Origin of the sequence: Methylomicrobium sp. Wu6 (assembly GCF_035916875.1) — a bacterium.
GTDB lineage: Bacteria > Pseudomonadota > Gammaproteobacteria > Methylococcales > Methylomonadaceae > Methylomicrobium.
Genome location: NZ_JAXUHN010000092.1, coordinates 61793 through 86376 on the forward strand (window position 1 = coordinate 61793; position 24584 = coordinate 86376).

A 24584-nucleotide genomic window follows, 5' to 3' on the forward strand; every position below is an offset into this window, starting at 1 on the left:
AGAAGAGTTACTTTCACAAGCCGGCCAACCGGATGGTGCGATCCCATTGGTTGGCCAGCGTGCGATTTTTTTCAACAGGTGAATGATATTTGCCGGGTAGTGATTCACGAAATGATACGTATGGCTTCAGGTTTAGGGGCTCGAAATGGCGATCCCGTTTTTTTGTTAGCCCTTTGCATGAGGCTGTTTTGTATTCATGCGGGAATTGTAAATCGATAGAGATTGTGTATGATTGCAGGATTTACGAGTCATTTTTTTTTCGTTACTTGCGGCAGAGAGACATTATGAAATTAATAACAGCAATAATAAAACCATTCAAACTGGATGATGTCAGGGAGGCCTTGTCCGAGATCGGGGTTGCCGGCGTTACCGCGACCGAGGTAAAAGGTTTTGGCCGCCAAAAAGGCCATACCGAACTGTATCGGGGCGCGGAATATGTGGTCGATTTTTTGCCGAAGGTCAAGCTCGAAATTGCAGTTTCCGACGATATTCTGGACAAGGCGGTCGAAACGATCGTGAAGGCCGCAAATACCGGCAAGATTGGTGACGGTAAGATTTTTGTGACCAATCTTGAACAAATCATCCGAATAAGGACGGGTGAAACTGGCGAAGACGCCATTTAATTAAAATTAAGAATATAGAGACCATCATGCCATCCAAACGATTTTTTTTTAGCCTGTTGCTCTTGCCTTTCGCGGCAGAGGCAGACACCGTCAATCAAGCCAATACTGCTTGGATGTTAACTTCGACCGGTCTGGTCCTGTTTATGACGCTGCCGGGCTTGTCGTTGTTTTACGGAGGCTTGGTACGCAGCAAAAACGTGCTGTCGGTGTTGATGCAGTGTTTTGCGATTACCTGTCTGGTGTCGATTTTGTGGCTTGCCGGCGTCTATAGCCTGATCTTCGTCGATGGCGGCGACTGGCAGAAACTGATCGGTGGATTTTCGAAAGCGTTTTTGCCTAGTATCGGCACCGCCTCGCAGGTCGGCGATTTGCCCGAAGCCGTTTATTTTATGTTTCAGATGACCTTTGCGATCATCACTCCGGCGCTGATCGTCGGCAGTTTCGCAGAACGGATGAAATTCTCCGCAATGCTTTGGTTCAGCGGGCTGTGGCTCTGTCTGGTTTATGTGCCGGTATGCCACTGGATCTGGGGCGGCGGTTGGCTGGCCGATTTGGGTGTGCTGGATTTCGCGGGCGGCATAGTGATTCATGTAAACGCGGGTATCGCGTCTTTGGTTGCGGCGTTAGTGATAGGCCGTAGAAAAGGGTTTCCAACCACGCCGATGCCGCCGCACAATATGACCATGGCGGTGACCGGAGCGGGCATGCTTTGGGTCGGCTGGTTCGGTTTTAATGGCGGCAGCGCACTGACCGCTGATGGACGCGCAGGGATGGCGCTGTTGGCGACCCATATTGGCGCGGCAGCCGGCGCATTGACCTGGATGGTGATTGAATGGCTCCGTTTCGGTAAGCCGAGCGTGTTGGGTATCGTGACCGGCATGGTTGCGGGTCTTGGCACGATCACGCCGGCTTCGGGTTATGTTGGGCCGATCGGGGCGTTGGCGATCGGCGTAGTGGCCGGCGCGATTTGTTTCTTTGCGACACAATATGTCAAGCGCACGTTGAAGATCGACGATTCGCTGGATGTCTTTCCGGTGCATGGCGTCGGCGGCGTCACCGGTTCGTTGTTGACCGGCGTTTTTGCTTCGAGCAGCTTGGGTGGTTTGGGGTTGGCCGAAGGCGCGACGATCGGCAGTCAAGTTGGCGTACAGGCGTTGGCGATTGTGGTCACAGCAGCCTGGAGCGCATTTTTCAGTTTTGTGATGTTGAAGTTGATAGACAAGTTTGTCGGTCTGCGCGTAACCGCCGATGAAGAAGTACAGGGATTGGATCAGGTCCTGCACGAAGAAACCGGCTACGTCAACTTATAGGCCTGGCTGCATTTCGGCAACATAAAAAGGCGACTTCCAAGTCGCCTTTTTTATTGGGAAGCGTTATGCTAAAACGTGTGAGTGGCTCAAGGAATCTTATGAAGGCTCGAACGCTATTGATCAAAGTTTTGAAAGGATTTGGCGTGGCAGGATGCATGCTGCTTTTTTATGCGCTGGCCGGCTTTTATGGTCTGCCTTATCTCGTGAAGTCGAGGGCGCCGGCTATGCTCAAGGAACTGACAGGCCGGCAGGCGGCGATCGGGACGTTCGAGTTGAACCCATTTTTGTTCCGGTTCGCGATTCAGGGTTTTTCGATGCAGGAAGCGAACGGGCGACCCTTCGTCAGTTTCGAGCGTTTTGCGGCTGACATCGAGCTTTGGCGGTCGCTGAAGGAATCCGCGCTGACCCTCGATGACGTGCAGTTGATTAAACCATCCGTGCATCTGGCCAAAATCCAAAACGGCCAATTCAATTTCAGCGATCTCTTGCCCGCTGCGCAAGAACCTCCTAAAAGCGAAAGCAAATTACTCCCGGTACAGATCGGCCGTTTGTCACTGTCCGGCGGCAAATTGCTTTGGGAAGACGAACATCTCAAAAAGCCGGTCAGCGAGGAAATCGATCCGATCGATTTGACCGTGGAACATTTTTCGCTGGCGCAAAATCAGCCTTTTCCGCTGCATTTGACGATGGCGCTAAAGTCGGGCGGAGCCCTGGATTGGGAGGGTGAAGCCGGCATCGATCCGCTATTTTCGCAAGGCCGCATCAAACTGGAACAGCTTAAGTTGCAGAACCTGAGTGCTATCGCGCTTCAGGATGCGGCGAGTTTCGATTTGCAGGGCAGTGAGTTGCTGGAGGCGGATTACCGCTTGCATTATTCCTCGGCAAAGGGCCTGGAACTGGAGATTCCTAAAAGCCGCTTTGAACTGAAGGATTTTGGTTACGCGACCGAACCGCACAGCCTGGCGGCCAAATCATCCGCGATCACGCTGGAGGCCGATTATAAAATCACCCAGGCAGGGCAAAAATGGCAGGTAGAGGCAGGGAAAGCCGAGGTCAAGATGCGTGATCTTGCCCTGGCAGGCTTTGGTCTGGCAGGGGCGTCTTTGAAAGTTCCTGAAATTGTGTTGACCGCGGCCTGTAATACCGGCAATGCCGATGGCCCATTCAACTTTACCGTTCGGGATGGGCAAGTGACGGTCAACGGCAGCGAATTTTCGGATGGATTGCAGGTTAAGCCATTGGTCAAAATCGGCCGACTGGCGGGAGAGGGGCTTGCTCTGAATCTATTGCAGCGGTCATTTTCCGCAAATGCGATCAAATCAGAAAATGCCGATGTTCAAGCCTGGCTCACCAAAGAAGGAAAGCTCAATTATCAGGCGCTGTTGCCGGTGAACGAAAAACCATCAACAACCGTAAAGGCGAATCCTGCCGAAAAAACTTCGGAGCCGTGGGCGCTTGCGGTCAAGTCGGCGGCATTGACCGCTTTCGGTTTGCATTTCGAAGACCGGACCCTGGCCAAGCCGGTCGCGGTAGAGGTCAAGCCGATCGATTTCACACTGCGCGATTTTACCAATAAAACCGGCGCGAAACTGCCTGTGCAGATGAGTGCGGATTTCAATCAGGACGGGCGCATCAAACTGGACGGCGACATCGTAATCGCTCCTTTCACTGCTCGGCTGAATGTCGCTGTTCGGGACATCGGTCTCGATAAATTTCAAGCCTATGTCTATCAGTTTGCCCGCCTGGATGTGGTCGACGGCGGTTTCTTCGTCAATGGTAAGCTGGATGTGCTTCTTGATGACCCAGGGAAACCCGACATCAAATTTCGGGGACTTGCAGGCGTCGATGAATTGATCACCCGCGACCAACTTCAGAACAAGGATTTTATCAAATGGCAAAAACTGACGTTGAGCGATATCGACGCTGACCTCGGAGCGAGCCGATATACCGCCAAGCGCCTTTTGATCGAAAAGCCGTATGCCCGGGTCGTGATCAAAAAAGATAAAACGGTCAATATGAATGACGTGTTATCGACCGGTAAAGCCGGTAGCAAAAAGCCCGTTGTAGCCGCAACGGCCAAGAAACAGGATGACACCGGTGCGCAGTTGTTCTTCAAGCTGGATCAAGTGATTGTGCATGACGGTTCGTCAGATTTTGCCGATCTGTCGCTGATTTTGCCTTTCGCGGCCGAAATCAAGGAACTGAACGGCGGTGCCTCAGGCATCTCATCGGAAAAAAAAGCGAAGGTCAAAGTGTCGTTGAAAGGCAGTGCCTACGATCTGGCGCCGGTCAATGTCAGCGGCGAAGTGAGCCCTTACCGCGGCGCGTATGACGTGGAGGTGAGTTTCCACGGCTTGCCGATGCCGCTGATCAGCCCCTACATGGTGCAATTTGCCGGCTATAAAGTCGAAAAAGGAAAATTGAATCTGGATTTGAAATATAAAGTCGAGCAGGGCGTTCTGACCTCATCGAACACGATTCTGATCGATCAGTTCGAACTTGGCGAGAAGGTCGAAAACCCGAATGCGGTGTCGTTGCCGCTGGAATTGGCGGTCGCCTTGTTGAAGGATGGCGATGGCCAAATCAAATTGGACGTGCCGGTCACCGGCAGCCTGGACGATCCTAAATTCAGCATTAGGGCAATCGTCGCCGATGCGCTGTTGAATGTGCTGAACAAGGTCGTCACCTCACCCTTCAGGGCGATCGCTTCGCTGTTCGATGGCGGAGAAGACTTGGATCATATCGATTTCAAACCGGGCAAGGCCGAACTGGATAAAGCGCAAACGGACAAACTGGACGGTTTGGCGAAGGCCTTGAAAGAACGGTCGGCGTTGAGCCTTGAAATCAAGGGTTCTGCCTACGAGGAGCAGGACTGGCCGGCATTGAAGGATGCGGCGCTCTACGATCAGTTGAAAAATTTGAAAGTGGCAGCGACCGCGAAGAAAGGCGGTAAAAAAGTGCGCGCGGAATATGTCGAACTTTCGGACGACGAATATAAGGACTATCTGGCGCAGATGTTCATCGAGAAATTTCCGCTGCTCGCGGAACGCTCGTTGTTTGGGAAGCCGCGCCTGAAGGATGCTAAGGAAGGTGATTTTTACGAGGTCGCCAAGCAAAAACTGTTCACGATCATCAAGCCGGAAGAAGAACGCTTGAAAGACCTGGCCGCGAAAAGAGCCCAGGCCATTGCGAAGTATGTCGTGAAGCAGGGTGGCATTGTGCCGGAGCGGGTGTTCATTCTCGATACCGCGATCAACCCGGAGCGGGAAGGGCAGGAGATCGTTTCTCGCTTGTCGCTGAAAGCGAAATGATCGGTTTGACCGGGTACGCATCGCGTACCGGCTGTTATTTCGATTTTCAAATTACGCCGATGCAGTAATTTCGGCATCGGTCAAATAGCACCCCGGATCCTCGGCCCAAAAATTGCCGGTCGTTTGCGCGGCCCTGACACGGGTATTGCCGTTGCAGATCGCCTGATAATGGCAGGTCGCGCAGCGGCCTTCGAGCGGACGCGGCGTTTGCTTCAATCCGTCCATCAACGGATCGCTGCGGTCCATCCAGATTTCCGAAAACGGGCGCTGCCGGACATTGCCCAGATCGTAATGCCACCAGAACGTATCCGGATGCACGGTGCCGAGATTGTCGATATTCGCGACATTGACGCCGGAGGCATTACCGCCCCATTGTTCGAGTTTGGCCTGGATGTGGTCGGCTTGCCCTGGGAAACGCTTTCTGACCCAGTGCAGGAAATACACCCCGTCGGCGTCGTTGTTGCCGGTCACGAACTCGCGGTCCTTGCCTTCCTGCATCCACCGATAACATGTGTCGAACATCAAATCCATCGCCTCGCGCGTCATCTGGAAGTGCGCGTCGTCCTTGCGGTTGCGGTTACCGCGGCCGCCGTAATTCAGGTGCGACAGATAAAATTTGTCGATGTCGTAGTCGTCCATCAACCGCAACAGGGCCCGAAAATCGTGCGCGTTGTCCTGGGTCAAGGTGAAGCGAATGCCGACCTTGATGCCTTTGTTTAGGCACAATTCGACGCCGTGCAAGGCTTCGTCGAACGAGCCGGGCATGCGGCGGAAATCGTCGTGCGTTTCTTTGATGCCGTCGAGGCTGACGCCGATGTATTGATAATCGATGTCGGCGATTTCGTCGATGTTCTGTTCCGAAATGCGGGTGCCGTTGCTCGACAGCGCGACATAAAAGCCCATTGCTTTCGCGCGCCGGGAAATGTCGAAGATGTCCGGGCGCAGCAGCGGTTCTCCGCCGGATAGAATTAATACAGGCACTTTAAACGCCCTCAAGTCGTCCATCACCGTATAGATTTCTTGTGTGCTCAATTCGCCCGGAAAATCGATGTCGGCCGATGTCGTATAGCAATGCTTGCAGGCCAGGTTGCAACGGCGGATTAGATTCCAGATCACGACCGGCGCGGCCGGTTTGCGCGCGGGTTTGATCGGTGTCGGAGCGAGCAGTTCCCGCATGAAATGGCTGAGTCTGAACATCGTCGTTTTTAAATGGTGTAGGTACGCATTTATGCCCTTTAAGGGTATTGCGTACCTTTTTGGGCTTTCATTTACTTCGGAATCCGGTCTTTTTCAAGATTCGGGTGCTATAGAGTACGTCCGAACCGCGATTATCCGAGCCTAAAATTTCCGCGATCTGTTTGATCTGTTGATCGACATCTTTCTGGCTTTTGCCGTGTACCATGGCAAACAGATTGTAAGGCCACAACGGCAAATGCCGTGGCCGGTGGTAGCAATGGCTGACAAAGTCGAGGTTGCCGATCTTTTTTCCTAGCGCGTCGATTTTTTCGTCCGGGACGTTCCAGACCGTCATCCCGTTGAATCGATAGCCCAGCTGGTAATGATTCGGCACCGCGCCGATGCGCCGGATCACGCCGAGCTCCTGCATTCGTCGCATCCTTTCGATCACGATATCCGCCGATAATTCCAACTGTTCCGCGACGGCGTGGTAGGGCAGGGGCGTCAACGGCAGGCCCGACTGCGTCGCGCGCATGATTTTCAAATCGATTTCATCCAGATTCGACATCAGGCTTCCAGTTTCAGACCGACGAAATATTCGGTGATCTTCGGCATGTTGTATACGGTCAGACCGGTTTGGTTTTCAATGCTGATCAGCGCTTGCTGCAATTGCGCGGGCGTTTCTGTGGCAAGCACAAACCACATGTTCAGAACGTGGTTGCGCGCATAATTGTGCGCGACTTCGGGAAATGCGTTCACGATGTTGGTGACTTCCTCGAAGCGTTCGTCAGGCACCCGTATCGCGGCGAGCGTCAACGCGCCCCCCATCGCTTCCGCGTCATACAGCGGCCCGAAACGGGATAAGGTCTGGTCCTTTAACAGTCGATCGAGGCGATCGAGCAGTTCCTGCTCGGATAGTCCTAAAGCCCGAGCGGTTTCAAGATAGGGGCGCTCTGAAATCGGAAAACCTGTTTGCAGGGCGTTGATGATCCGGCGGTCGATTTCATCCATGCGCGAATTCAGGGGGTTTAGCGGGTGCAACAACTGGGCGGTAAAGCGCGCCGCGCTGTTTGAAACAGCGCCTGCTGAACAGAATTTCCCTGTCGAACTGATCTAAATTGCAATCGACACTCAGCTGCTCGAGCTGCGCGAGCACGGTATCCCTATCTTTGCCGTGAATCATGCAATAGAGATTATAGGGCCATTCGGTCGTGCGCGGGCGCTGATAACACAACGTGACGAAAGTCGAGCGGCTGATCCGGCCGCCGAGCGTTTTGACCAGTGCATCAGGAATGTTCCAGACGATCATCGCATTCGCGCGGTAGCCGAGTTGACGGTGTTTGACGATTACGCCGAGCCGTTTGATCAGGCCGGTCTGTTTCAGAAATGTCAGGCGCTCGATCACTTCCGCTTCGGGCATGCCGAGCGTTTGCCCGATCTCATGGTATGGCCTTGGACTGATCGGCAGACCCGACTGGATCTCGGTCAGCAATTCAAAATCGCGCGCATCAAGCATGGCTCAGGTCCAGGCGGAAGCCCAAATCGATGTGAAAATCGTTAATCAACGGCAGGCGCTGCGTCGGGTAACCGGTTTCCCGTTCGATCGCGTCGAGAACCCGCGCCAACTGCTCGGCCGTGGGGGCGACAGCGACAAACCAGAGATTGAAGCGGTTCTCGCGTTCGTAATTATGATTGACTTCCGGATAATGGCTGATAATGTCCGCCGCGCGTTGCAGTTCGCTCTCCGGAACCGCCATCGCGACCAGCATGCTGACGCCGATCTGGTTCGGCGGAATGATCGGGCCGACGCGGCTGATCAGCTGACTGTCGCGTAATTCGGACAACGCGGACAGCACTTCATCTTCGCTGACGCCGAGTTGATTCGCGATTTCGAGATAAGGGCGTTCGACCAGCGGAAAATCGCGTTGAAAATCATTCAACAGGTGTTTATGCAGGTTGGTCAGCATGCTTATAAACCGATTTTGTGGGCTCTGGCGCTGAAAAAAATGCCGTTCGGTTTTTGCACCGGCAGGCGAGTGACTTCCTGCAAGGTCTCGGTATCATACACGACGACCTGATTGTCGTCGCGCAATGCGACCCAGACCTGTTCGCCACGCGGTGTGAATTCCATGTGCAATACGCCCTTACCCGGCGTCAACAGTTTGGTCAGCGACAAATCCTTCGCGTCGATCACCAGAAGTTGATTGTTGTCCGGAAACGCGAAATTGACCCAGATTTGCCGCGCGTCGGGCCGGGCCATCACGAACACCGGCTGACCCGGCACCGGGATCGCCTGGATCAATTTCCAGGATTTTTTATCGATTACCAACACTTCATGCCGGCCGATCGCGGGCGCTAATAAGTAATCGCCGGCCATTGCCCAGCCTTCCAGATGCGGCATCTTGTAGACCGGCAATTTCTCGTCGTGCTTGCCGTAATCGGGCAGGATGCGCTTGACGCCGAGTTCCGGCTGCCACAAATCGAGCAAGGCCAGGCCGGGTTCGCCGAACAGCCCCGCAATATAATAGTGTCCGTCAGGCGCCATCAGCGCGTCATAAGGCTCCTTGCCGATGTTCGGATATTTTTGAATGACCGGTTTTTGCGGATTTTTGACATCCACGGTCCAGATTTCGCCCGCATCGAACAGGCTGAATACGAAGCGTTGTCCCGGCGCATCGGTTAATCCTACGATCTTCGACAGCTTGCCGTCGGCATAGCTTGCCGGAATGTCGGCGACCAATTCCAATGTGTCAGCCGAGAAAATCTTCACCCCGCCCGGCGTGTAGTTCGACACCGCGATTAGCTTGCCGTCTTGGGAAATCGCGCCGCCGATGCTGTTGCCGGCCTGCACGATGCGCTTGTCGAGCTTGTCCTGCAGCAGGTCGATCTTGCTCAAACCGCCGTCACGGCCGAAAACATAGGCATAACGTTGGTCGCGCGAGAACACCACCGAGGCATGCGACAAGTCGCCAAGGCCTTCGACTTTGGCGAGCGCTTGATGGGCGGTCGTATTGACGATCACCGCGCTGCCGCTCTCGCGTTCGATCACGACACCGAGGTCGCCGGTGGCGCGGAGCTCTGCGAAGGAGGACGGTGAGAAAATGCTAGAAAACAAACAAACTGACAGTATTGCTTCCTTCATAGAGCGTCCCCTGATGGGAATTGAGAAATATAAGAAAGAAACAATTTTTTTCATGAAAGGATCAATAAATAATGGTATTGGCAGGTCAGCGCAGGATGGGTATCGCTTTCGCTTTACTCATCCTACACAACTCATGCTTATTTTGGCTTCCCGCGCAAAACCCCAACCAGCCACAACGCTTCGCTGCGATTTATGAACGGCTGCCACGGCGGCATCGCGGTGCCCTGGCGTCCGTTCAGAATCGTATCGGCCAGAAAGTCATCCGATTTGTCGGCCAGGGTTTCCGGCAGCAGGGCAGGACCCATGCCGCCTTTTAAGGTCAGACCATGACACGCTCCGCAATCCTGTTTCAAAAGATCGCGGAGCGCCTGCTGCCGCTCGGCCGAAATTTCGCCTGCCCATGACGGCAATGTCACCAGCAGTAGCGGCAGCAGTTTCCTGATCATGGATTGGCTTTTTGCCGGGCGTAATAGGCCGCGACATTCTCGATGTCATTATCAGACATCGATCCTGCGATAGCGTTCATGATGTCCGATTTGCGGGTCTTGTCCCGATACTGCTTCAATGCCATCTGCAAATACTCGACGTCACGTCCGGCCAAGGACGGAAACGGCGCATCGGCCGACGGCGTTCTGAGGCCGTGGCAATGCGAGCAGACCTGGGCCGCACGCGCCTGGCCCGCATAAATGCTTGCGGCGTTCGCAGTTGTCGCGGCGAAAGCAACCAAAACTAGAGCACCGGTAATGATCAGCGCTTTCATTGTTTCGCTCCTTTCGATTCTTCCGGCGACAGGCCGCGGGTGATGTATTTGGTGCGGCCGTGCGAGAAGATGCCGGCCGGGCTTTCCATCGGAATCGCGGCGACTTTTTCGAGTGAGGTCGAGTCGAATACCGCCACTTCGTCGCCATTGTAGCCGGCGCTGACATACAGGTATTTGCCGTCGGCGCTGTATTCAGGGAAGTAGGCATGGCCGCCGACATCCAAGGTCTTGACCACTTCCAAGGATTTCTTGTCGATCAGCTGAATCGTGCGCGCGCGTTTGTCCTTCGAAATGATGTCGACCGCGACATAAGGCGCGTTTTGATGCGCGGCTGGCGATTCGGTGCCGCCGGATACCGGTACTTGCTTGACGACTTCCATCTTGTCCAGATCCCAAACGCTGACGACCATCTTGTCGCAGTCGCCGAAGTTGGTGCCGAAGCCCAGCGTGCGGCCGTCGACTTCGACCGCCGCGCCGCCGCCGACATGCGGCACGCAGCCCGCATCCAGCTTCTTGATGATCTTGCGTTCCTTCAGATCGATCGCGGTCACGATGCTGTCGTCATACGATGCGACCATCAGCTTGGTGCCATTGTGCGTCAGGAACGCATCGTGCAGATGGCGGCCGACGTTTTCAATCTTGGTTACCGGGAAATCGTCTTTCAAATCGACGACCCAAACCTGGCCGGCATTTTCCAGAGCGACAACCAGAACGTCGGCATACGGCGTGCCGATTACCATGCCCGAATCCGACGAAACCAGATTGCCGTCCGGATCGACACCTTCGAGCTCAAACGTTTTCAGCGGCTCGAGGGTGTCGGCGTTCAGGATCACTGCGTTATGCGGCACATAGGAACCGGCCATCAGGTATTTGCCGTCGCGGGAGACGCCGAGGCCAGGCCCGTTGAAACCGGTCTTGATGCTGCGCACGACTTGCATCGAATACAGATCGACCTTGAAAATTTCGGCGGTGTCGTTCTTCACATAGGCCCAGCGCGGATTGACCGGGTTGTAGTCGATGATGTGCGCTGCCGCGTTAGTTGGGATTTCGCCGATTTTTTGATGGGTTTTGCTGTTGATGAATACCGCTTTCGAACCTTCGCCGCGGCCGTATTTGCCGCGCGCCGCTACGCCGATCACGTCGTCCATGTCGCCGATCGCATAGGTCGGCTTTTCCGGCAATTTGCTTTCGTCGGCCACCAACACCTTCAGCGACGCTTTCATGTCGTCGATCGTCCATGCCGGATTATCCAGCTTGGGCGTCGATTGCAGATGCTTGACCAGCCCGCGAATGTCGTCGTCCGACAATTTTCCGTAGAACGGAGGCATTAAGGTATCGAAGCTGCCGGACATCACGATCGTGCGCAACGCAGTCGGGCTGCGGCCTTTCAGTGTTTCGTTATTTAATGCCGGCGCCAGGAAGCCGCCGTGATCGGAGCCGTGGCAGCTCGCGCAATTGTCCTGATAAAGCTGATGGTATTTTTTCGCATCATCGGATGTGGCTTGTGCCCCTAACGGAAACAATGTTGCCGCGATGCTGGCGGCGAGCGTGCTGGATAGAAGCAGTTTGGCGGTTTTCATTCTTTTTGGTCTCCCAGAATAGTTTTGAATCGATATTAGCATGAATCGGCCAGCCGCTCAAGTTCAACAACGGTCGGTTTTACACGAAGCAATTGTATACTGATCGCATAACGTCGGACGAGTGGGTATGCACCGCTAAAGCTGACGGATGGACTTGCCGTAGGCAGGCCGAAAGTGTTGTAGCGAGCCATTAGTCTTTATCACTGAAAAGCTTCACATTCTATAGTAGAACTGCGTAAAATCGCCAGGGTAATGTGACGCATCCGTAGTGTATCCAGGATGTACAAACTTTCGATTATGATTTGGCACCGAAGAGCGAAGGCATGAAAAAACAGCTATCGAAATCCGAGCGTACGTGGCGAGCTACCCCCTGCATCGTTCACTCCATGATAATTTTATTTTATGGCCGGCACCAAGACTCTTGGCATGCCTAAACACCGGTTAACCCGCTTTATTGCCTCCCGCCTGCCGCATGCGGTTATCAGTTGGCTGTTTCTGCGTGGTCTGGCGTTGATTTATCTGGCTGCTTTCGCCTCGATGGCTGTGCAAATCGAAGGCTTGATCGGTACACACGGCATCTTGCCAATCGATGTGAAACTGGCAGAAGCCGCCCGGTTTTATGGCAACGGCAAATATTGGGTGTTTCCGACGCTATTCTGGCTTGATGCTTCCGATCCGGCGCTAAAATCGGCCTGTTATGCGGGCATTGCCGCGTCAATGCTGCTGCTATTGAATGTTCTGCAACGTCCGGCCTTGATATGTAGCTATCTGCTGTATTTGTCCATTACCGTGGCCGGGCAGGATTTCCTGTCGTTTCAGTGGGACGTGTTTTTGCTCGAAGCCGGGTTTATCGGCATCTTTTTGAGTTGGGGATCGTGGTTCAATGTATTTTTGTACCGCTGGCTGATCGCGCGCTTCATGTTCATGGGCGGCATGGTCAAACTGGCCAGCGGGGATCCGGCCTGGGCCAAGCTGACCGCGCTGAATTATCATTACCTGACCGAACCGTTACCCACGCCTCTGGCTTACACCGCTTATTTTCTGCCGGCATGGTTTCACAAGCTGTGCGTGGCGGGTGTCTTATTTATCGAACTGGCCGTGCCGTTTTTCGTGTTTCTACCTCGTCCTTTCCGTCTGTTCGCCGCGTGGAGCTTTATCGGCCTGCAAAGCGCGATCATCCTGACCGGCAATTATAATTTCTTCAATCTGTTGACTATCCTGCTGTGCCTTTGGCTATTCGACGACCGGGATATGATTGCGCAATTGCCGGCGCGCCTGGTCGCCCGGATTCAAAAAATGCAGCCGCGACCCGGCCTCGGCGCGCATCTTTTCGTGGGATCATGGACCGTTCTCGTGCTGATCGTCTGTGCGATAACCGCCTGGATGCATAACACCCAAGGCCGGGCCGTGAAACCGTTGCGGTCGTTGGTACTATTCACCTCGTCTTTTTCAATGGTCAATCAATACGGCCCGTTTGGGGTGATGACGACCGAACGGCATGAGATCATTATCGAAGGCTCCAATGACGGCAAAATCTGGCAGGCTTACGAATTCAACTATAAACCCGGCGATCTCAATCGCGGCTTGCGCTGGAACATTCCGCATCAGCCCCGGCTCGACTGGCAATTGTGGTTTGCGGCGCTGGAAAAACCTAAGCTCGATTCGTGGTTTGCGGCGTTCATGGCTCGCTTGCAGGAAGGATCCCCGCCGGTCTTGGCATTGTTGCGCGCGAACCCTTTCCCGGACCATCCGCCGATTTTTGTGCGCGCGATGTTATACCGGTATTCCTATGCAACGCCAGACCAACGCGCGAAAACCGGCCAAATCTGGCGTCGGAAATTGATCGGCCAATATTGGCCTCCGACCGGTCCTGAATTCGATTAGTTTGGGTTTCAGGCCGTGCTATCATGCGCTTTTTCAGTGAGGGATCGCCTCGATGTGGATACAAAAAGAATTTTCGTTGCCGCCGAAAAAACGCGGATTTCATTTGATCACGACTGAGATTGTTGGTGAAATCCCCGAGCTAAAGAATATCCAGTGCGGCTTGCTGCACCTGTTCATCAAGCATACTTCCGCATCGCTAACGATCAACGAAAATGCCGACCCCACCGTGCGCCAGGATTTGGAAAGCCATTTCAATGAGATCGTGCCGGAACGCGCGCCTTATTTTCTGCATGACTACGAAGGCGACGATGACATGCCTGCGCATATCAAAAACTGTCTGCTCGGTTCGAGCGTAACGATTCCGGTGACTCACGGCAAGCTGAATCTCGGGGTTTGGCAGGGGATTTATCTTTGCGAGCATCGGAATCATGGTGGAAGCCGGGAACTGGTTGTTACGCTGCAAGGCGAGTAAAAATTATGTAAGCCTGGATTTGATCTGACGGTCTTTGCTGACTAAATCGGCGTAATCGTGCGGTGTTTGAGGTAAATAGCTCCTCACAAAATACCGAACCACAAATTGGCGTGAGTACAACGATATTTCCAGCTGGCCGCGGTACGCAACCCCGGCCTGGACGTTTCAAGTCAGCCTGGAGACTTCAAGAAAATGAGCGGTTGGATTTACAAAACCCTTCCAACGTAGGTCAAGATCTTTGCGGATTATTCAACTATTTGACTAATAATGATTTTATAACCCGTCGAGCCTGATACGGCGGCGTTATCTACCGTCCCGATCAAATCCCCCGGTTGTGTGACGGCCTGACCCGACTTGGAGATGCGCGCCAGCAATTTCACCTCGCTGAAATTCGATAATTTCATCGCCGGCATCATCGCCATCGTGTCGTCGAGCGTGACCTTGAGCGGCAGGTCGGAGACCTGTTTGCGCACGATCGCGAGCGGCATTTTTGGGCCGGTCAGCGCCTGGGCATAGATGAATAAGGTGTCGCCGGGGCTTGCGGCTTGCTGGAGTGCCGGCGACAGACTGACTTCGACGCTAATCGAAGCGGCCGCAGCGGCCGGTTGTTCGGTGGCTTGCGGCTCGCTCGCCGCCGCCTGCGCCTGGCCCGGGAGCCCGGCGATGATGTTCTGCATTTCCTTCCGTGGTTCTGAGCCTTCCGGCAACAAGGATTCGAGCTTCCGCCACAGCGTCGCGGCGCCCTGCGGGTCGCCTTGCTGCACCTTGGCGAGTCCGGCGAGCCAGAGGCCGTTCGGGTTTTCGGGTTCGAGTTTCAGCGCCTTGAAGATCAGTTCGGACGGCTTGCCGGCCAGATTCTTGTTCGCGGCGAAGGCCAGCGCTTCGGCATAGAGCAGCATCACGTCGGGCTTGTCGCCCATCAGCCGGTAGGCATTCCCGAAGGCGTCGGCGGCTTTCGGGAATTGTTCGAGATATTTATAGGACTTGCCGAGCATCAGCCAGCCTTCGGCGTCGTCGGGGTTCGCCTTCATCTTCTCGGCGAGACCCGCGACCATTTTTTCGATGTCCGCGGGAGTCGGCATGCCCGCAGGCGCGGCCTGGGCGAGTTCTGCGTTGTGTTCGACCGCGTCGAAGCGTCCGAGCGCAAGATACAGGGAGCCTGCCAATACCGGCACCGCCACCGCGACCAGATAAACCATCCAGCGGCCCTGGGTATTGGCGGCCTTGACCTGGCTTTCGATCGAAAGATCGTCGTTGAGCGCGAGTTCCAGTTCGGTGACCTGTTCGTCGAATTGCGCCTGGCTGATGCCGCCGGCGTGCAGATTGTTTTTAAGTTCGGCCAGGCGAATCCTGGCGATTTCGATGTTGCGATGGTCGAGATCGGCCTGTTGCAATTCGCGCGCGCGCCACAAAGGAGGCAGGACAAACGCAAAGGCGACCAGGATAAATGCGGCCGCGATCAGAAAAAATACGATGTTCAAGAGCGGTCACCTTCATCCAGTAAGCGGCGAATCTTTTGCTGTTGTTCGTCGCTGAGCACCTGCTTTGGGCTGGTCTGTTTGCGTCGGATCAACACGATCACGAATAGCGCGCCGATCAGAAAAAACAGCACTGGGCCGAGCCAGAGCAGCAGCGTTTTGACTTTGAACGGCGGATTGTATAACACGAAATCGCCGTAGCGCTCGGTCATGAATTTCAGGACTTCGTCCTTCGACTGGCCTTTTTCCAGCATTTCGTAGACCTGCCTGCGCAGGTCGGCGGCGAGGTCCGCATTCGAATCGGCGATGGTCTGATTCTGGCAGACCAGGCAGCGCAGTTCCGAGGTCAGCGATTCGTAGGCCTCCTGCTGTTCGGGATTCTTGAATTCGCGGTACTCGACGCCGGCGCTGCCGAGGCCGGCCCACAACAATAAAGTGATCAGGGTCAGGATTTTCATTCGGCTTGCAGTTTGGCGATCAGGGGCAAGAGGGTTTGCTGCACGGTTTCGGGCGTCACGGGGCCGGTATGTTTATGGCGGATGATGCCTTTCTTGTCGACCACGAAGGTCTCCGGCACGCCGTAGACGCCCCAGTCGATGCCGATCCGCCCTTCCTGATCGCTCACGCTCATGTCGTAAGGATTGCCGAGCTTGTTGAGCCAGTTCAAGGCATCGTCGCGCGCATCCTTGTAATTGAGCCCGATGATCAGCGCCGCGTGCTGCTGCGCCAATTGGTTCAGCACCGGATGCTCGGCGCGGCACGACACGCACCAGGACGCCCAGACGTTGAACAGCCAGACCTTGCCTTTCAAATCCTCGGGCGACAGCTTCTGCTCGGGATTGTCGAGCTTCGCCGCGCTGAACGCCGGCGCAGGCTTGCCGATGAACGGCGACGGAATTTCGGTCGGATTCAGTTTCAGGCCGATCGCGAGAAACACGCCCATCACGATGAAGATGATCAGAGGGATCAGGTATTTAAGCATTGGCGCCTTCCTTGTTTTTCGCGTTGATCCGGTAGCGCCGGTCGAGCGCGGCCAAGAGGCCCCCGGCCGCCATAAAGATCGCGCCGAGCCAGATCCAGCGGATGAACGATTTGTAATAAATCCTGAGGCTCCAGGCACCCTGGTTGCCGAGTGGTTCGCCGATCGCGACGAACAGGTCGCGGAACAGGCCGGCGTCGATCGCGGCCTCGGTCATCGGCATCTTCTGCACCTGATAGACGCGTTTTTGAGGCTGCATCTCGGCAACCCTTTTGTCATCATGATCGACCGTCACGAATGCCTGCTCGGCGACATAGTTGGGGCCCTGCGTCTGCTTGACGCCGTGAAACCTAAAGCTGTAGCCGGCCATGTCCAGCGCCTCGCCCGGCGCCATGCGCACGTCCTTCTCGACGCTGTAGGACGTCGTCAAGGTGATGCCGATCACGAACACCGCGATACCCACGTGCGCGAGCGTCATGCCGTAGAATCCGGAAGGAATGCCTTTGAGCCTTTGCCAGGAGAAGCCCTTCGCGCCCATGCGGTCGTAAAAAGACAGTCCGGTGCTGGCCAGGGTCCAGAACGCGAGGCTCAGGCCAAAGGCCGCCGCCCAGGAATAAAACGGCATCGAAAGCGGCAACAACAGGCCCAGCACGACACAGGCCAACGCGATCCAGCGCACGCGCAGCGCCAGCGCGCCGAACAGGTCGCGCTTCCAGCGCAAGAGCATGCCGAGGCCGACTGCGACCGCGAGCGGCGCGGTCAACGGGATGAAAACCGCGTTGAAATAAGGAGGCCCGACCGAAATCTTGCCGAGTCCCAACGCATCGATCACCAAGGGATAGAGGGTGCCGAGCAGGATGCTGGCTGCGGTCACGACCAGCAGGATGTTGTTCAACAGAATCACCGACTCGCGCGACACCCAGTCGAAAGTCGCGCTGCTCTTGACGGTGGGCGCCCTGACCGCATACAGCAGCAGCGAGCCGCCGACCACGATCGCGAGGAACACCAGGATGAACAGGCCGCGCGCCGGATCGCTCGCGAACGCATGCACCGATGTCAGGACGCCCGAGCGGACCAGGAAGGTGCCGAGCAGGCTCAGCGAAAAGGCGAAGATCGCGAGCAACACGGTCCAGGTCTTGAACACGCCGCGTTTTTCGGTCGCGGCCAGGGAATGGATCAACGCGGTGCCGACCAGCCAGGGCATGAACGAGGCGTTTTCGACCGGGTCCCAGAACCACCAGCCGCCCCAGCCCAGTTCGTAATAGGCCCACCAGCTGCCGAGCGCGATGCCGATGGTCAGGAACATCCAGGCGATATTGGTCCAGGGCCGTGACCAGCGCGCCCAGGCCGCATCGAGCCGGCCTTCGAGCAGCGCCGCGATCGCGAACGCGAAGGCGACCGAGAAGCCGACATAGCCCATGTACAGCATCGGCGGATGGATCGCGAGGCCAGGGTCCTGCAGCAGCGGGTTCAAGTCGCGGCCTTCGGCTGGCGCGGGAAACAGCCGCTCGAACGGGTTCGAGGTCAGCAGCAGAAACAGCAGAAAGCCGATCGCCACCAGCCCCATCACGCCGAGCACCCGCGCGACGGTCGCCTCCGGAATGCTCTTGCTGAAGCGTGCGACCAGACCGGTCCAGCACGACAGCACCAGCGCCCAGAGCAAGAGCGAGCCTTCATGCGCGCCCCAGACACCCGAAATCAGGTACAAGGTCGGCAGCGCGGTATTCGAGTTGGTCGCGACATAGGCGACCGAAAAATCGTGCGTCAAAAAGCTCGTCGTCAGGCAGCCGAACGAGATCGCCATGAACAAAAGCTGCGCATAAGCGGCGGGCCGGGCGACGCCGATCCAGCCGGCTATCGCGCGCGCGGAGCCTGTGATCGGCAAGGTGGCCAAGACGACCGCCATGCATAGGGCCATAATCAGCGCGAGGTGTCCTATTTCGGGTATCATTTGGAATTGACCTGAATGCGCGTTGCTTAGCGCGTTGACTTTAAAAAGGATTCAAATGGAATTGAATTACACTAACACATTCGTATTAAAAAAGGCCTTAGCCGTAGGGTACCCGATGCGCACCCTAGCCTTTATTTACCATCGACTGGCGCATCCTGATTTTTCAAGCTTGCCTTCACTTCCGGCGGCATATAGTTCTCGTCATGCTTGGCCAAGACTTCCTCGGCGATGAAGACGCCCTGGTCGTTCAACTTGCCGTGCGCGACGATGCCCTGGCCTTCCCTGAACAAGTCAGGCAGGATGCCGGTGTATTCGACGACCACTTCCTTGCTGAAGTCGGTCAAGGTGAAGCGCACCGTCAAGCCGTCGCCGGGACGCGACACCGAGCCCTTGACTACCATGCCGCCCAAACGGAACAAGGCGTCCTTCGGCGCCTTGCCGGCCACGACGTCGGTCGTCGAGAAAAAATACATCAGGTTGTCGTTAAATGATTTCAGCGCGAAAAATGTCGCCGCGCCGATGCCGACGACCATCAGGCCGATCAACAGCAATCGCTGTTTTCTATGCGGTTTCATCCTTCCTTCCGTTTAGTTTTGGAGAGTTGCCGACGCAGCCACTGTTTGCGCTGCATGACCGGAATCATGATGTTGGCGGCGAGCACCGCCAGGGTAATGCCGTAGGCGGTCCAGACATAAAAGGCGTAGCCGCCCATCGCGAAAAATTCCTTTACACTCATGACGCCGTCCCGAAAAATTTGTTGCGAACCCATTGCGCCGAGCGTTCGCGCTGCAAGACTTCGACGCGCGCGCGTTGCAGCATCGCGATCAGGTAATAGAATTTGAAGGCAAGCGCCATCAACAGCAGCGGAATCAGCATACTGACATGAATCGATGGTTTGTCCATCTTGGTGACTGTCGGTCCTTGATGCAGCGTGTTCCACCATTCGACCGAATAATGAATGATCGGGATGTTCACCACGCCGACCAGCGCCAAAATCGCGACCGCTTTCGAGGCGACGCGCTTGTCGTCGATCGCGCCGTAAAGTCCGATCACGCCGAGATAGAGGAACAATAAGATCAGCTCCGAAGTCAACCGCGCATCCCAGACCCACCAGGTTCCCCACATCGGCTTGCCCCACAAGGAACCGGTCACCAGGGCGACAAAGGTAAAACCGGCGCCGACCGGCGCGCTGCTGATCGCAACCACCTCGGCCAGCTTGATCCTCCAAATCAGGCCGATCGCGCCCGCCACCGCCATGATGGTATAGATGAACAGAGACATCCACGCGCTCGGCACATGGATATAAATGATCCGATAGCTGTCGCCCTGCTGGTAATCCGGCGGCGCGAGATACAGGCCGCCATACAGGCCGGCAGCGGTCAACAGGATGAAAATGGCGCTCAGCCAGGGCATCAGGCGCTCGGTCAACGCATAGAAATGCGGCGGCGAAGCCATACGATGAAAAAATCGGACGAAGGAATCGGGAACTAGGAACATAACAAACTAGGTACAATGTACAAGGTTAAAGCTGTAGGGCGGATAAGCGCCAGCGCATCCGCCAAAATCGGGAAGGCGGATGCGCTGGCGCTTATCCGTCCTACCTTACTTAAATATATCCACATCGTTGCCACGTTCGCCATGAAAACGAGGATAAATAATTCTGAACCTGATTGGCTATTCTAAAAGATATTATCAATTTATACTCATTTTTAATGCCGCCGCCGTCGGCCAGGGCGCCAGAACCAGCGCCAGCAGCAGGATAGAAAGCAATATGCTGATCTGCGCATCGACCGGCAAACCGCCAGCGGCCATTTGCACCGCATTGCCCGCGAAGATCAGTACCGGCACATAAAGCGGCAGCACCAACAGCGACAGGATCATGCCGCCGCGCCGAAGGCCGACGGTCAAAGCGACGCCGATTGCGCCGATCAGACTCAGCACCGGCGTACCGAGCAGCAAGGTCAACAACAACACGCCCAGGGCATGGCTGGGCAACCCCAAAAATACCGCGAGCAGCGGCGCGACCAGCAAAAGCGGCAATCCGGTCACCAGCCAGTGCGCGATCACCTTCGCCAGCACCAGCAGCGATGCCGGATGCGGGCTCAGCAGCATTTGTTCGAGCGAGCCGTCGTCAAAATCGGAGCGGAACAAGCTGTCCAGCGACAACATCGCCGCGAGCAGCGCCGCGACCCAGATCACGCCCGGCGCGATCGCCTGCAATAAATGCGGCTGCGCGCCGATGCCGAGCGGAAACAAGGTAATCACCAGCACAAAAAACAGCAAGGGATTGATCATCTCCGCGCGCCGCCGAAATGCCAGCACCAGATCGCGGCGGAGGATGGCCAGAAAAGCTCGAGTCAGTGTCATCAGGATAAATGAATACGCTGCACGACCGCATCGTGCAGATCGATGTCGTGGTGTGAGGTTAAAACGATCATGCCGCCGTCGGCGCAGTGTTCGCGCATCAACGATTCGATCAGCGCGATGCCGGCCCTGTCGAGCGAGGTAAACGGCTCGTCGAGAATCCATAAGCGATTGCCTGTGGTCAACAGGCGCGCCAACGACAGGCGTCTTTTCTGCCCCGCTGACAAACTCTGCGCCGGCACATCGTCATAGCCATTCAAATGCACTCGCACCAGCGCTTCGTCGATCGAAAAACGTCCGGGGCGGCCCAAGGCGAGCGACACATTCAAGTTTTCGAGTACGGTCAGCTCTTTTTTGATGCCGTCCAGATGGCCGACATAAGCCATGTCGGCGTAATAACGACTGTCGTCGATCGGCTCGCCGAGCCACAACACCTGGCCCGCATCCGCCTCGCGAAAGCCGCACAGGATGCGCAGCAGAGACGTCTTGCCGCTGCCGTTCTTGCCTTCGAGCAATAAGACTTGTCCGGCATGCAAGGTAAAATTCAGTTCCTCGAACAGCACGCGATCGTCGCGTATGCAGCTTAAATCAACGCCTGCGAGCACTATCGATTTATCCGTCATGCAGTCATCCGCTGACGCAGAACCTCATAGAGAAGCACGCCGGTCGCGACCGACAAATTCAGACTTTCGACGCTGCCCCGCATTGGCAGAGCGACCAGCATGTCGCAGGCTTCCTGGGTCAAGCGCCTCAGACCCTTGCCCTCTGCGCCAATCACCAATGCCATCGGCACACTTAAATCGGCTTGGTAAACTGGTTGTGCACTTTCGCCGGCCGCGCCGAATACCCAGATGCCCTGTTCCTTCAACCAGCGCAGAGTGCGTGCCAAGTTGGTCACCTGGTAGACGGGCACCGTTTCGGCCGCGCCGCTGGAGACCTTGCAGACAGTCGGGGTGATGCCGGCGGCATTGTCCTTGGTGACGATCACGCCATTGACGCCGGTCGCATCGGCGGTGCGTAGGCAGGCGCCAAAATTATGCGGGTCCTGTACATGGTCGAGTACCAGAAACAGGGCAGGGGCGGCCAGATTCTGCACCGCCGTTTTCAGATTGTGCTCCGGCAACTCGCCGGGCAACTCGATCTCGATCACGATGCCCTGGTGTTGATTGCCCTCCGCAAATCGATCCAGTTTCTTACGGTCGGTTTTTTCGGGCACGATGCCAAGCGCTTCCAGATCGTCGATCGCCCGGGCCAGGCGCTGATCCTGCCGTTGGACGTCGATCCATGCCTGGGTAATTTTGTGCGGCGAATACTGCAACGCCGATTGCACGGCATGCAGGCCGAAGATTTTGCTTAATTTCATCAGTCGTAAGGGTGCGCGTCGCGCACCTTTTCTGGGTTAGGTATATGTCGAAGGTGTGCGATACCCAAAGGGCATAGAAATGCGCACACTACCCGAAATCGCTCAATTATACCAGTATGACTTTGATTCGGGCGACTGTTGTACGCTTTCCGGCCGATCAACGGTAAAATAGGATTTTGTTTGAGCTTACGCGGATGCGCATTCATTTACTCCCAACCCAACTTGTCAATCAGATCGCGGCCGGCGAAGTGGTCGAAAGACCCTCATCGGTAGTCAAGGAGCTGGTCGAGAACAGCTTCGATGCGGGCGCCCGGCAGATTCACATCGACATCGAACAAGGCGGCGCGCGGCTGATCAAAATTCGTGACGACGGCTGTGGCATCGGCAAAGACGATTTGCCGCTGGCGCTATCCCGTCATGCAACCAGTAAAATCGCAACCTTACAGGATCTCGAGCACGTCGCCAGCATGGGCTTTCGCGGCGAAGCGCTGCCGAGCATCAGTTCGGTTGCCCGCTTGACGCTAATCTCGCGAACCGCCGATGCCGACTGCGCCTGGCAGGTCCATGCCGACGGCACCGAGTGCAACTTCGATCCGCAGCCCGATCCGCACCCGCAGGGCACGACCGTCGATGTGCGCGATCTGTTTTACAACACGCCGGCGCGCCGTAAATTTCTGAAGTCCGAAAAAACCGAATTCGATCATATCGAAACGCTCGTCAAACGGATGGCATTGAGCCGTTTCGATATCGGCTTCCGGCTGACGCATAACCAAAAAGAAATTCTGAATCTGAAACAGGCCGAGACGCCCGCCGAACAGGAAAAGCGCATCGCGAGCATCTGCGGCTCGGCCTTCATCGACCAGTGCGTCAAGATCGATTTTGCCTCCTCCGGGCTGGAGCTGACCGGTTGGGTCGGTCTGCCGACCTTTTCGCGCAGCCAGCCGGACATGCAGTTTTTCTATGTGAACGGCCGTTTGATCAAGGACAAACTGGTCGCGCATGCTGTCAAGCAGGCTTATCAGGACGTGCTGTATCACGGCCGCCAGCCGGTGTTCGTGTTGTATTTGACGCTCGACCCGGCGCTGGTCGATGTGAATGCGCATCCGACCAAGCTCGAAGTGCGCTTCCGGGAAGGCCGGCTCGTTCATGATTTTCTATTCAGCGCGCTGCATCGCTCGTTGGCCGAAGTGCGGCCTGGGCAGCAGCAAAATGTCGTGACGCTCCCGACTGCGGAATTGTCGGCGGAGACGTTTATCAGGCCGCAGGAGATGGAGCGCCGGCCGCCTGCATTTCAGTCGCGCCCGTCGCAGCAGGCGAGCCTGCCTTTGTCGGTGCAGGAAGAAATCCGGGCTTATGCAGCGCTGCACAGTACGCCGGTTCCGACGCCTTCTCCCGCACCGATGCCGGCGCCGGAAAAAACGGACGTTCATCCATTGGGCTATGCGGTCGCGCATCTTCACAACATCTACATCCTGTCCGAGACGCCGACAGGAGTGATTCTGGTCGATACGCATGCCGCACACGAGCGGATCAGTTACGAGCGTCTGAAACGGCAATACGAACAAGGCGCGGTCGCGCAGCAGCCGTTGCTATTGCCGATCAAGATTCAAGTCAGCACCCGCGAGGCCGATCTTGCCGAACAGTCGCATGACTATTTTGCGGCGTTAGGACTCGAGGTCAACCGCTCCGGCCCCGAAACGCTGGTTTTGCGCTCGGTGCCGGCCCTGCTGGCGGGAGCCGACGCAGAAACGCTGCTTCGCGATGTGTTGGCCGATCTGTCCGTACATGGCGCGAGTCAAAGGATTCAGCAGCAAGCGAATGCCGTGCTGGCGACGATGGCTTGTCACGGCTCGGTCAGGGCGCACCGGCGCTTGACCGTCAGCGAGATGAATGCGTTATTGAGAGATATGGAACAGACCGAGCGCAGCGGCCAATGCAATCACGGCCGCCCGACCTGGATTGAACTTTCGACCCAGGAACTGGATAAGTTTTTTATGCGCGGGCAATAGCATCGATAAGAAGCGGAGGCTGTCGCAAATAGAATTGCGGATAACGAGATGCCGCTCGAAGGTCAGAGCAACCGGCCGGGTGCCGAGAGAGGAAGTACCCGACCGGAACCGGGCCGCAATCTGAATTTGAGAAGCAGAAAAATGCCTGGAATGGGCTGCATGTCAGCCCATTCTTCACTGCC

At 56.0% G+C, this 24584-nt stretch carries 25 protein-coding genes; 6 read left to right on the top strand and 19 right to left on the bottom strand.

The genetic code is table 11. The features are described 5' to 3' along the window. Positions 1-284 precede the first annotated feature (284 nt). From glnK to U2W12_RS17325, 3 genes are all read left to right on the top strand, one after another. Complete coding sequence (gene glnK, locus U2W12_RS17315) at positions 285-623, top strand: P-II family nitrogen regulator (RefSeq protein WP_005372330.1); 339 nt, start codon at positions 285-287, stop codon at positions 621-623. Positions 624-649: 26 nt separating this feature from the next. Then, positions 650-1933: an ammonium transporter gene (locus U2W12_RS17320; RefSeq protein ID WP_326501945.1), complete on the top strand. Its 1284-nt coding sequence runs from the start codon at positions 650-652 to the stop codon at positions 1931-1933. A 98-nt stretch (positions 1934-2031) separates the two neighbouring features. Continuing rightward, entirely contained in the window at positions 2032-5244 is a 3213-nt protein-coding gene (locus U2W12_RS17325; protein ID WP_326501946.1) for a DUF748 domain-containing protein, read from the top strand. 51 nt (positions 5245-5295) lie between these two features. Here the strand turns inward: U2W12_RS17325 and nirJ are convergent, their stop codons facing one another. The 9 genes from nirJ to U2W12_RS17370 all read right to left on the bottom strand — a co-directional run bounded on the left by nirJ (position 5296) and on the right by U2W12_RS17370 (position 11902). Beyond that, complete coding sequence (gene nirJ, locus U2W12_RS17330) at positions 5296-6441, bottom strand: heme d1 biosynthesis radical SAM protein NirJ (protein ID WP_326501947.1); 1146 nt, start codon at positions 6439-6441, stop codon at positions 5296-5298. 67 nt (positions 6442-6508) lie between these two features. Then, a complete protein-coding gene (locus tag U2W12_RS17335; protein ID WP_326501948.1) occupies positions 6509-6988 on the bottom strand; it encodes an AsnC family transcriptional regulator in 480 nt (159 codons plus the stop codon). After that, positions 6988-7431 (bottom strand): AsnC family transcriptional regulator, encoded by a 444-nt coding sequence (locus U2W12_RS17340; RefSeq protein ID WP_326501949.1) that lies wholly within the window; start codon positions 7429-7431, stop codon positions 6988-6990. The genes U2W12_RS17335 and U2W12_RS17340 overlap by 1 nt, the downstream gene beginning before the upstream one ends. Then, complete coding sequence (locus U2W12_RS17345; protein ID WP_326501950.1) at positions 7424-7936, bottom strand: AsnC family protein; 513 nt, start codon at positions 7934-7936, stop codon at positions 7424-7426. Before U2W12_RS17345 ends, U2W12_RS17340 begins: the two co-directional genes overlap by 8 nt. Continuing rightward, complete coding sequence (locus U2W12_RS17350) at positions 7929-8387, bottom strand: Lrp/AsnC family transcriptional regulator (protein WP_326501951.1); 459 nt, start codon at positions 8385-8387, stop codon at positions 7929-7931. Before U2W12_RS17350 ends, U2W12_RS17345 begins: the two co-directional genes overlap by 8 nt. Before the next feature lie 2 nt (positions 8388-8389). After that, complete coding sequence (locus U2W12_RS17355) at positions 8390-9562, bottom strand: cytochrome D1 domain-containing protein (RefSeq protein ID WP_326501952.1); 1173 nt, start codon at positions 9560-9562, stop codon at positions 8390-8392. A 137-nt stretch (positions 9563-9699) separates the two neighbouring features. Then, positions 9700-10008 (bottom strand): cytochrome c, encoded by a 309-nt coding sequence (locus tag U2W12_RS17360; RefSeq protein WP_326501953.1) that lies wholly within the window; start codon positions 10006-10008, stop codon positions 9700-9702. Continuing rightward, positions 10005-10322 (bottom strand): cytochrome c, encoded by a 318-nt coding sequence (locus U2W12_RS17365; RefSeq protein ID WP_326501954.1) that lies wholly within the window; start codon positions 10320-10322, stop codon positions 10005-10007. Before U2W12_RS17365 ends, U2W12_RS17360 begins: the two co-directional genes overlap by 4 nt. Then, positions 10319-11902, bottom strand: a complete 1584-nt coding sequence (locus U2W12_RS17370; RefSeq protein ID WP_326501955.1) for a cytochrome D1 domain-containing protein — start codon at positions 11900-11902, stop codon at positions 10319-10321. Before U2W12_RS17370 ends, U2W12_RS17365 begins: the two co-directional genes overlap by 4 nt. A 402-nt stretch (positions 11903-12304) precedes the next feature. Here U2W12_RS17370 and U2W12_RS17375 point away from each other — a divergent pair, with 402 nt between their 5' ends. Then, a complete protein-coding gene (locus U2W12_RS17375; protein WP_326501956.1) occupies positions 12305-13786 on the top strand; it encodes a lipase maturation factor family protein in 1482 nt (493 codons plus the stop codon). A 52-nt stretch (positions 13787-13838) separates the two neighbouring features. Next, a complete protein-coding gene (locus U2W12_RS17380) occupies positions 13839-14258 on the top strand; it encodes a secondary thiamine-phosphate synthase enzyme YjbQ (RefSeq protein WP_326501957.1) in 420 nt (139 codons plus the stop codon). 245 nt (positions 14259-14503) lie between these two features. Here the strand turns inward: U2W12_RS17380 and ccmI are convergent, their stop codons facing one another. The 10 genes from ccmI to rlmB form a co-directional block, all read right to left on the bottom strand. Then, a complete protein-coding gene (ccmI, locus tag U2W12_RS17385; protein WP_326501958.1) occupies positions 14504-15739 on the bottom strand; it encodes a c-type cytochrome biogenesis protein CcmI in 1236 nt (411 codons plus the stop codon). Then, on the bottom strand, positions 15736-16194 hold the full coding sequence (locus tag U2W12_RS17390) for a cytochrome c-type biogenesis protein (RefSeq protein ID WP_326501959.1): 459 nt from the start codon (positions 16192-16194) through the stop codon (positions 15736-15738). The genes ccmI and U2W12_RS17390 overlap by 4 nt, the downstream gene beginning before the upstream one ends. Continuing rightward, the gene (locus U2W12_RS17395; RefSeq protein WP_326501960.1) at positions 16191-16718 is read right to left on the bottom strand and encodes a DsbE family thiol:disulfide interchange protein; all 528 of its coding nucleotides are present in this window, start codon (positions 16716-16718) and stop codon (positions 16191-16193) included. Before U2W12_RS17395 ends, U2W12_RS17390 begins: the two co-directional genes overlap by 4 nt. After that, positions 16711-18666, bottom strand: coding sequence for a heme lyase CcmF/NrfE family subunit (locus tag U2W12_RS17400; RefSeq protein WP_326501961.1), 1956 nt, complete (start codon positions 18664-18666; stop codon positions 16711-16713). The genes U2W12_RS17395 and U2W12_RS17400 overlap by 8 nt, the downstream gene beginning before the upstream one ends. A 131-nt stretch (positions 18667-18797) precedes the next feature. Then, the gene (ccmE, locus tag U2W12_RS17405; protein WP_326501962.1) at positions 18798-19241 is read right to left on the bottom strand and encodes a cytochrome c maturation protein CcmE; all 444 of its coding nucleotides are present in this window, start codon (positions 19239-19241) and stop codon (positions 18798-18800) included. Beyond that, entirely contained in the window at positions 19238-19402 is a 165-nt protein-coding gene (gene ccmD, locus U2W12_RS17410) for a heme exporter protein CcmD (RefSeq protein WP_326501963.1), read from the bottom strand. Before ccmD ends, ccmE begins: the two co-directional genes overlap by 4 nt. Then, positions 19399-20163, bottom strand: coding sequence for a heme ABC transporter permease (locus tag U2W12_RS17415; protein ID WP_326501964.1), 765 nt, complete (start codon positions 20161-20163; stop codon positions 19399-19401). Before U2W12_RS17415 ends, ccmD begins: the two co-directional genes overlap by 4 nt. A 195-nt stretch (positions 20164-20358) precedes the next feature. Next, the gene (ccmB, locus tag U2W12_RS17420; protein ID WP_326501965.1) at positions 20359-21033 is read right to left on the bottom strand and encodes a heme exporter protein CcmB; all 675 of its coding nucleotides are present in this window, start codon (positions 21031-21033) and stop codon (positions 20359-20361) included. Then, on the bottom strand, positions 21033-21653 hold the full coding sequence (ccmA, locus tag U2W12_RS17425) for a cytochrome c biogenesis heme-transporting ATPase CcmA (protein WP_326501966.1): 621 nt from the start codon (positions 21651-21653) through the stop codon (positions 21033-21035). The genes ccmB and ccmA overlap by 1 nt, the downstream gene beginning before the upstream one ends. After that, positions 21650-22393, bottom strand: a complete 744-nt coding sequence (gene rlmB, locus U2W12_RS17430; protein WP_326501967.1) for a 23S rRNA (guanosine(2251)-2'-O)-methyltransferase RlmB — start codon at positions 22391-22393, stop codon at positions 21650-21652. The genes ccmA and rlmB overlap by 4 nt, the downstream gene beginning before the upstream one ends. A gap of 194 nt (positions 22394-22587) precedes the next feature. Here rlmB and mutL point away from each other — a divergent pair, with 194 nt between their 5' ends. Further along, the gene (gene mutL / locus U2W12_RS17435; RefSeq protein WP_326501968.1) at positions 22588-24402 is read left to right on the top strand and encodes a DNA mismatch repair endonuclease MutL; all 1815 of its coding nucleotides are present in this window, start codon (positions 22588-22590) and stop codon (positions 24400-24402) included. The last annotated feature ends 182 nt before the right edge of the window (positions 24403-24584 follow it).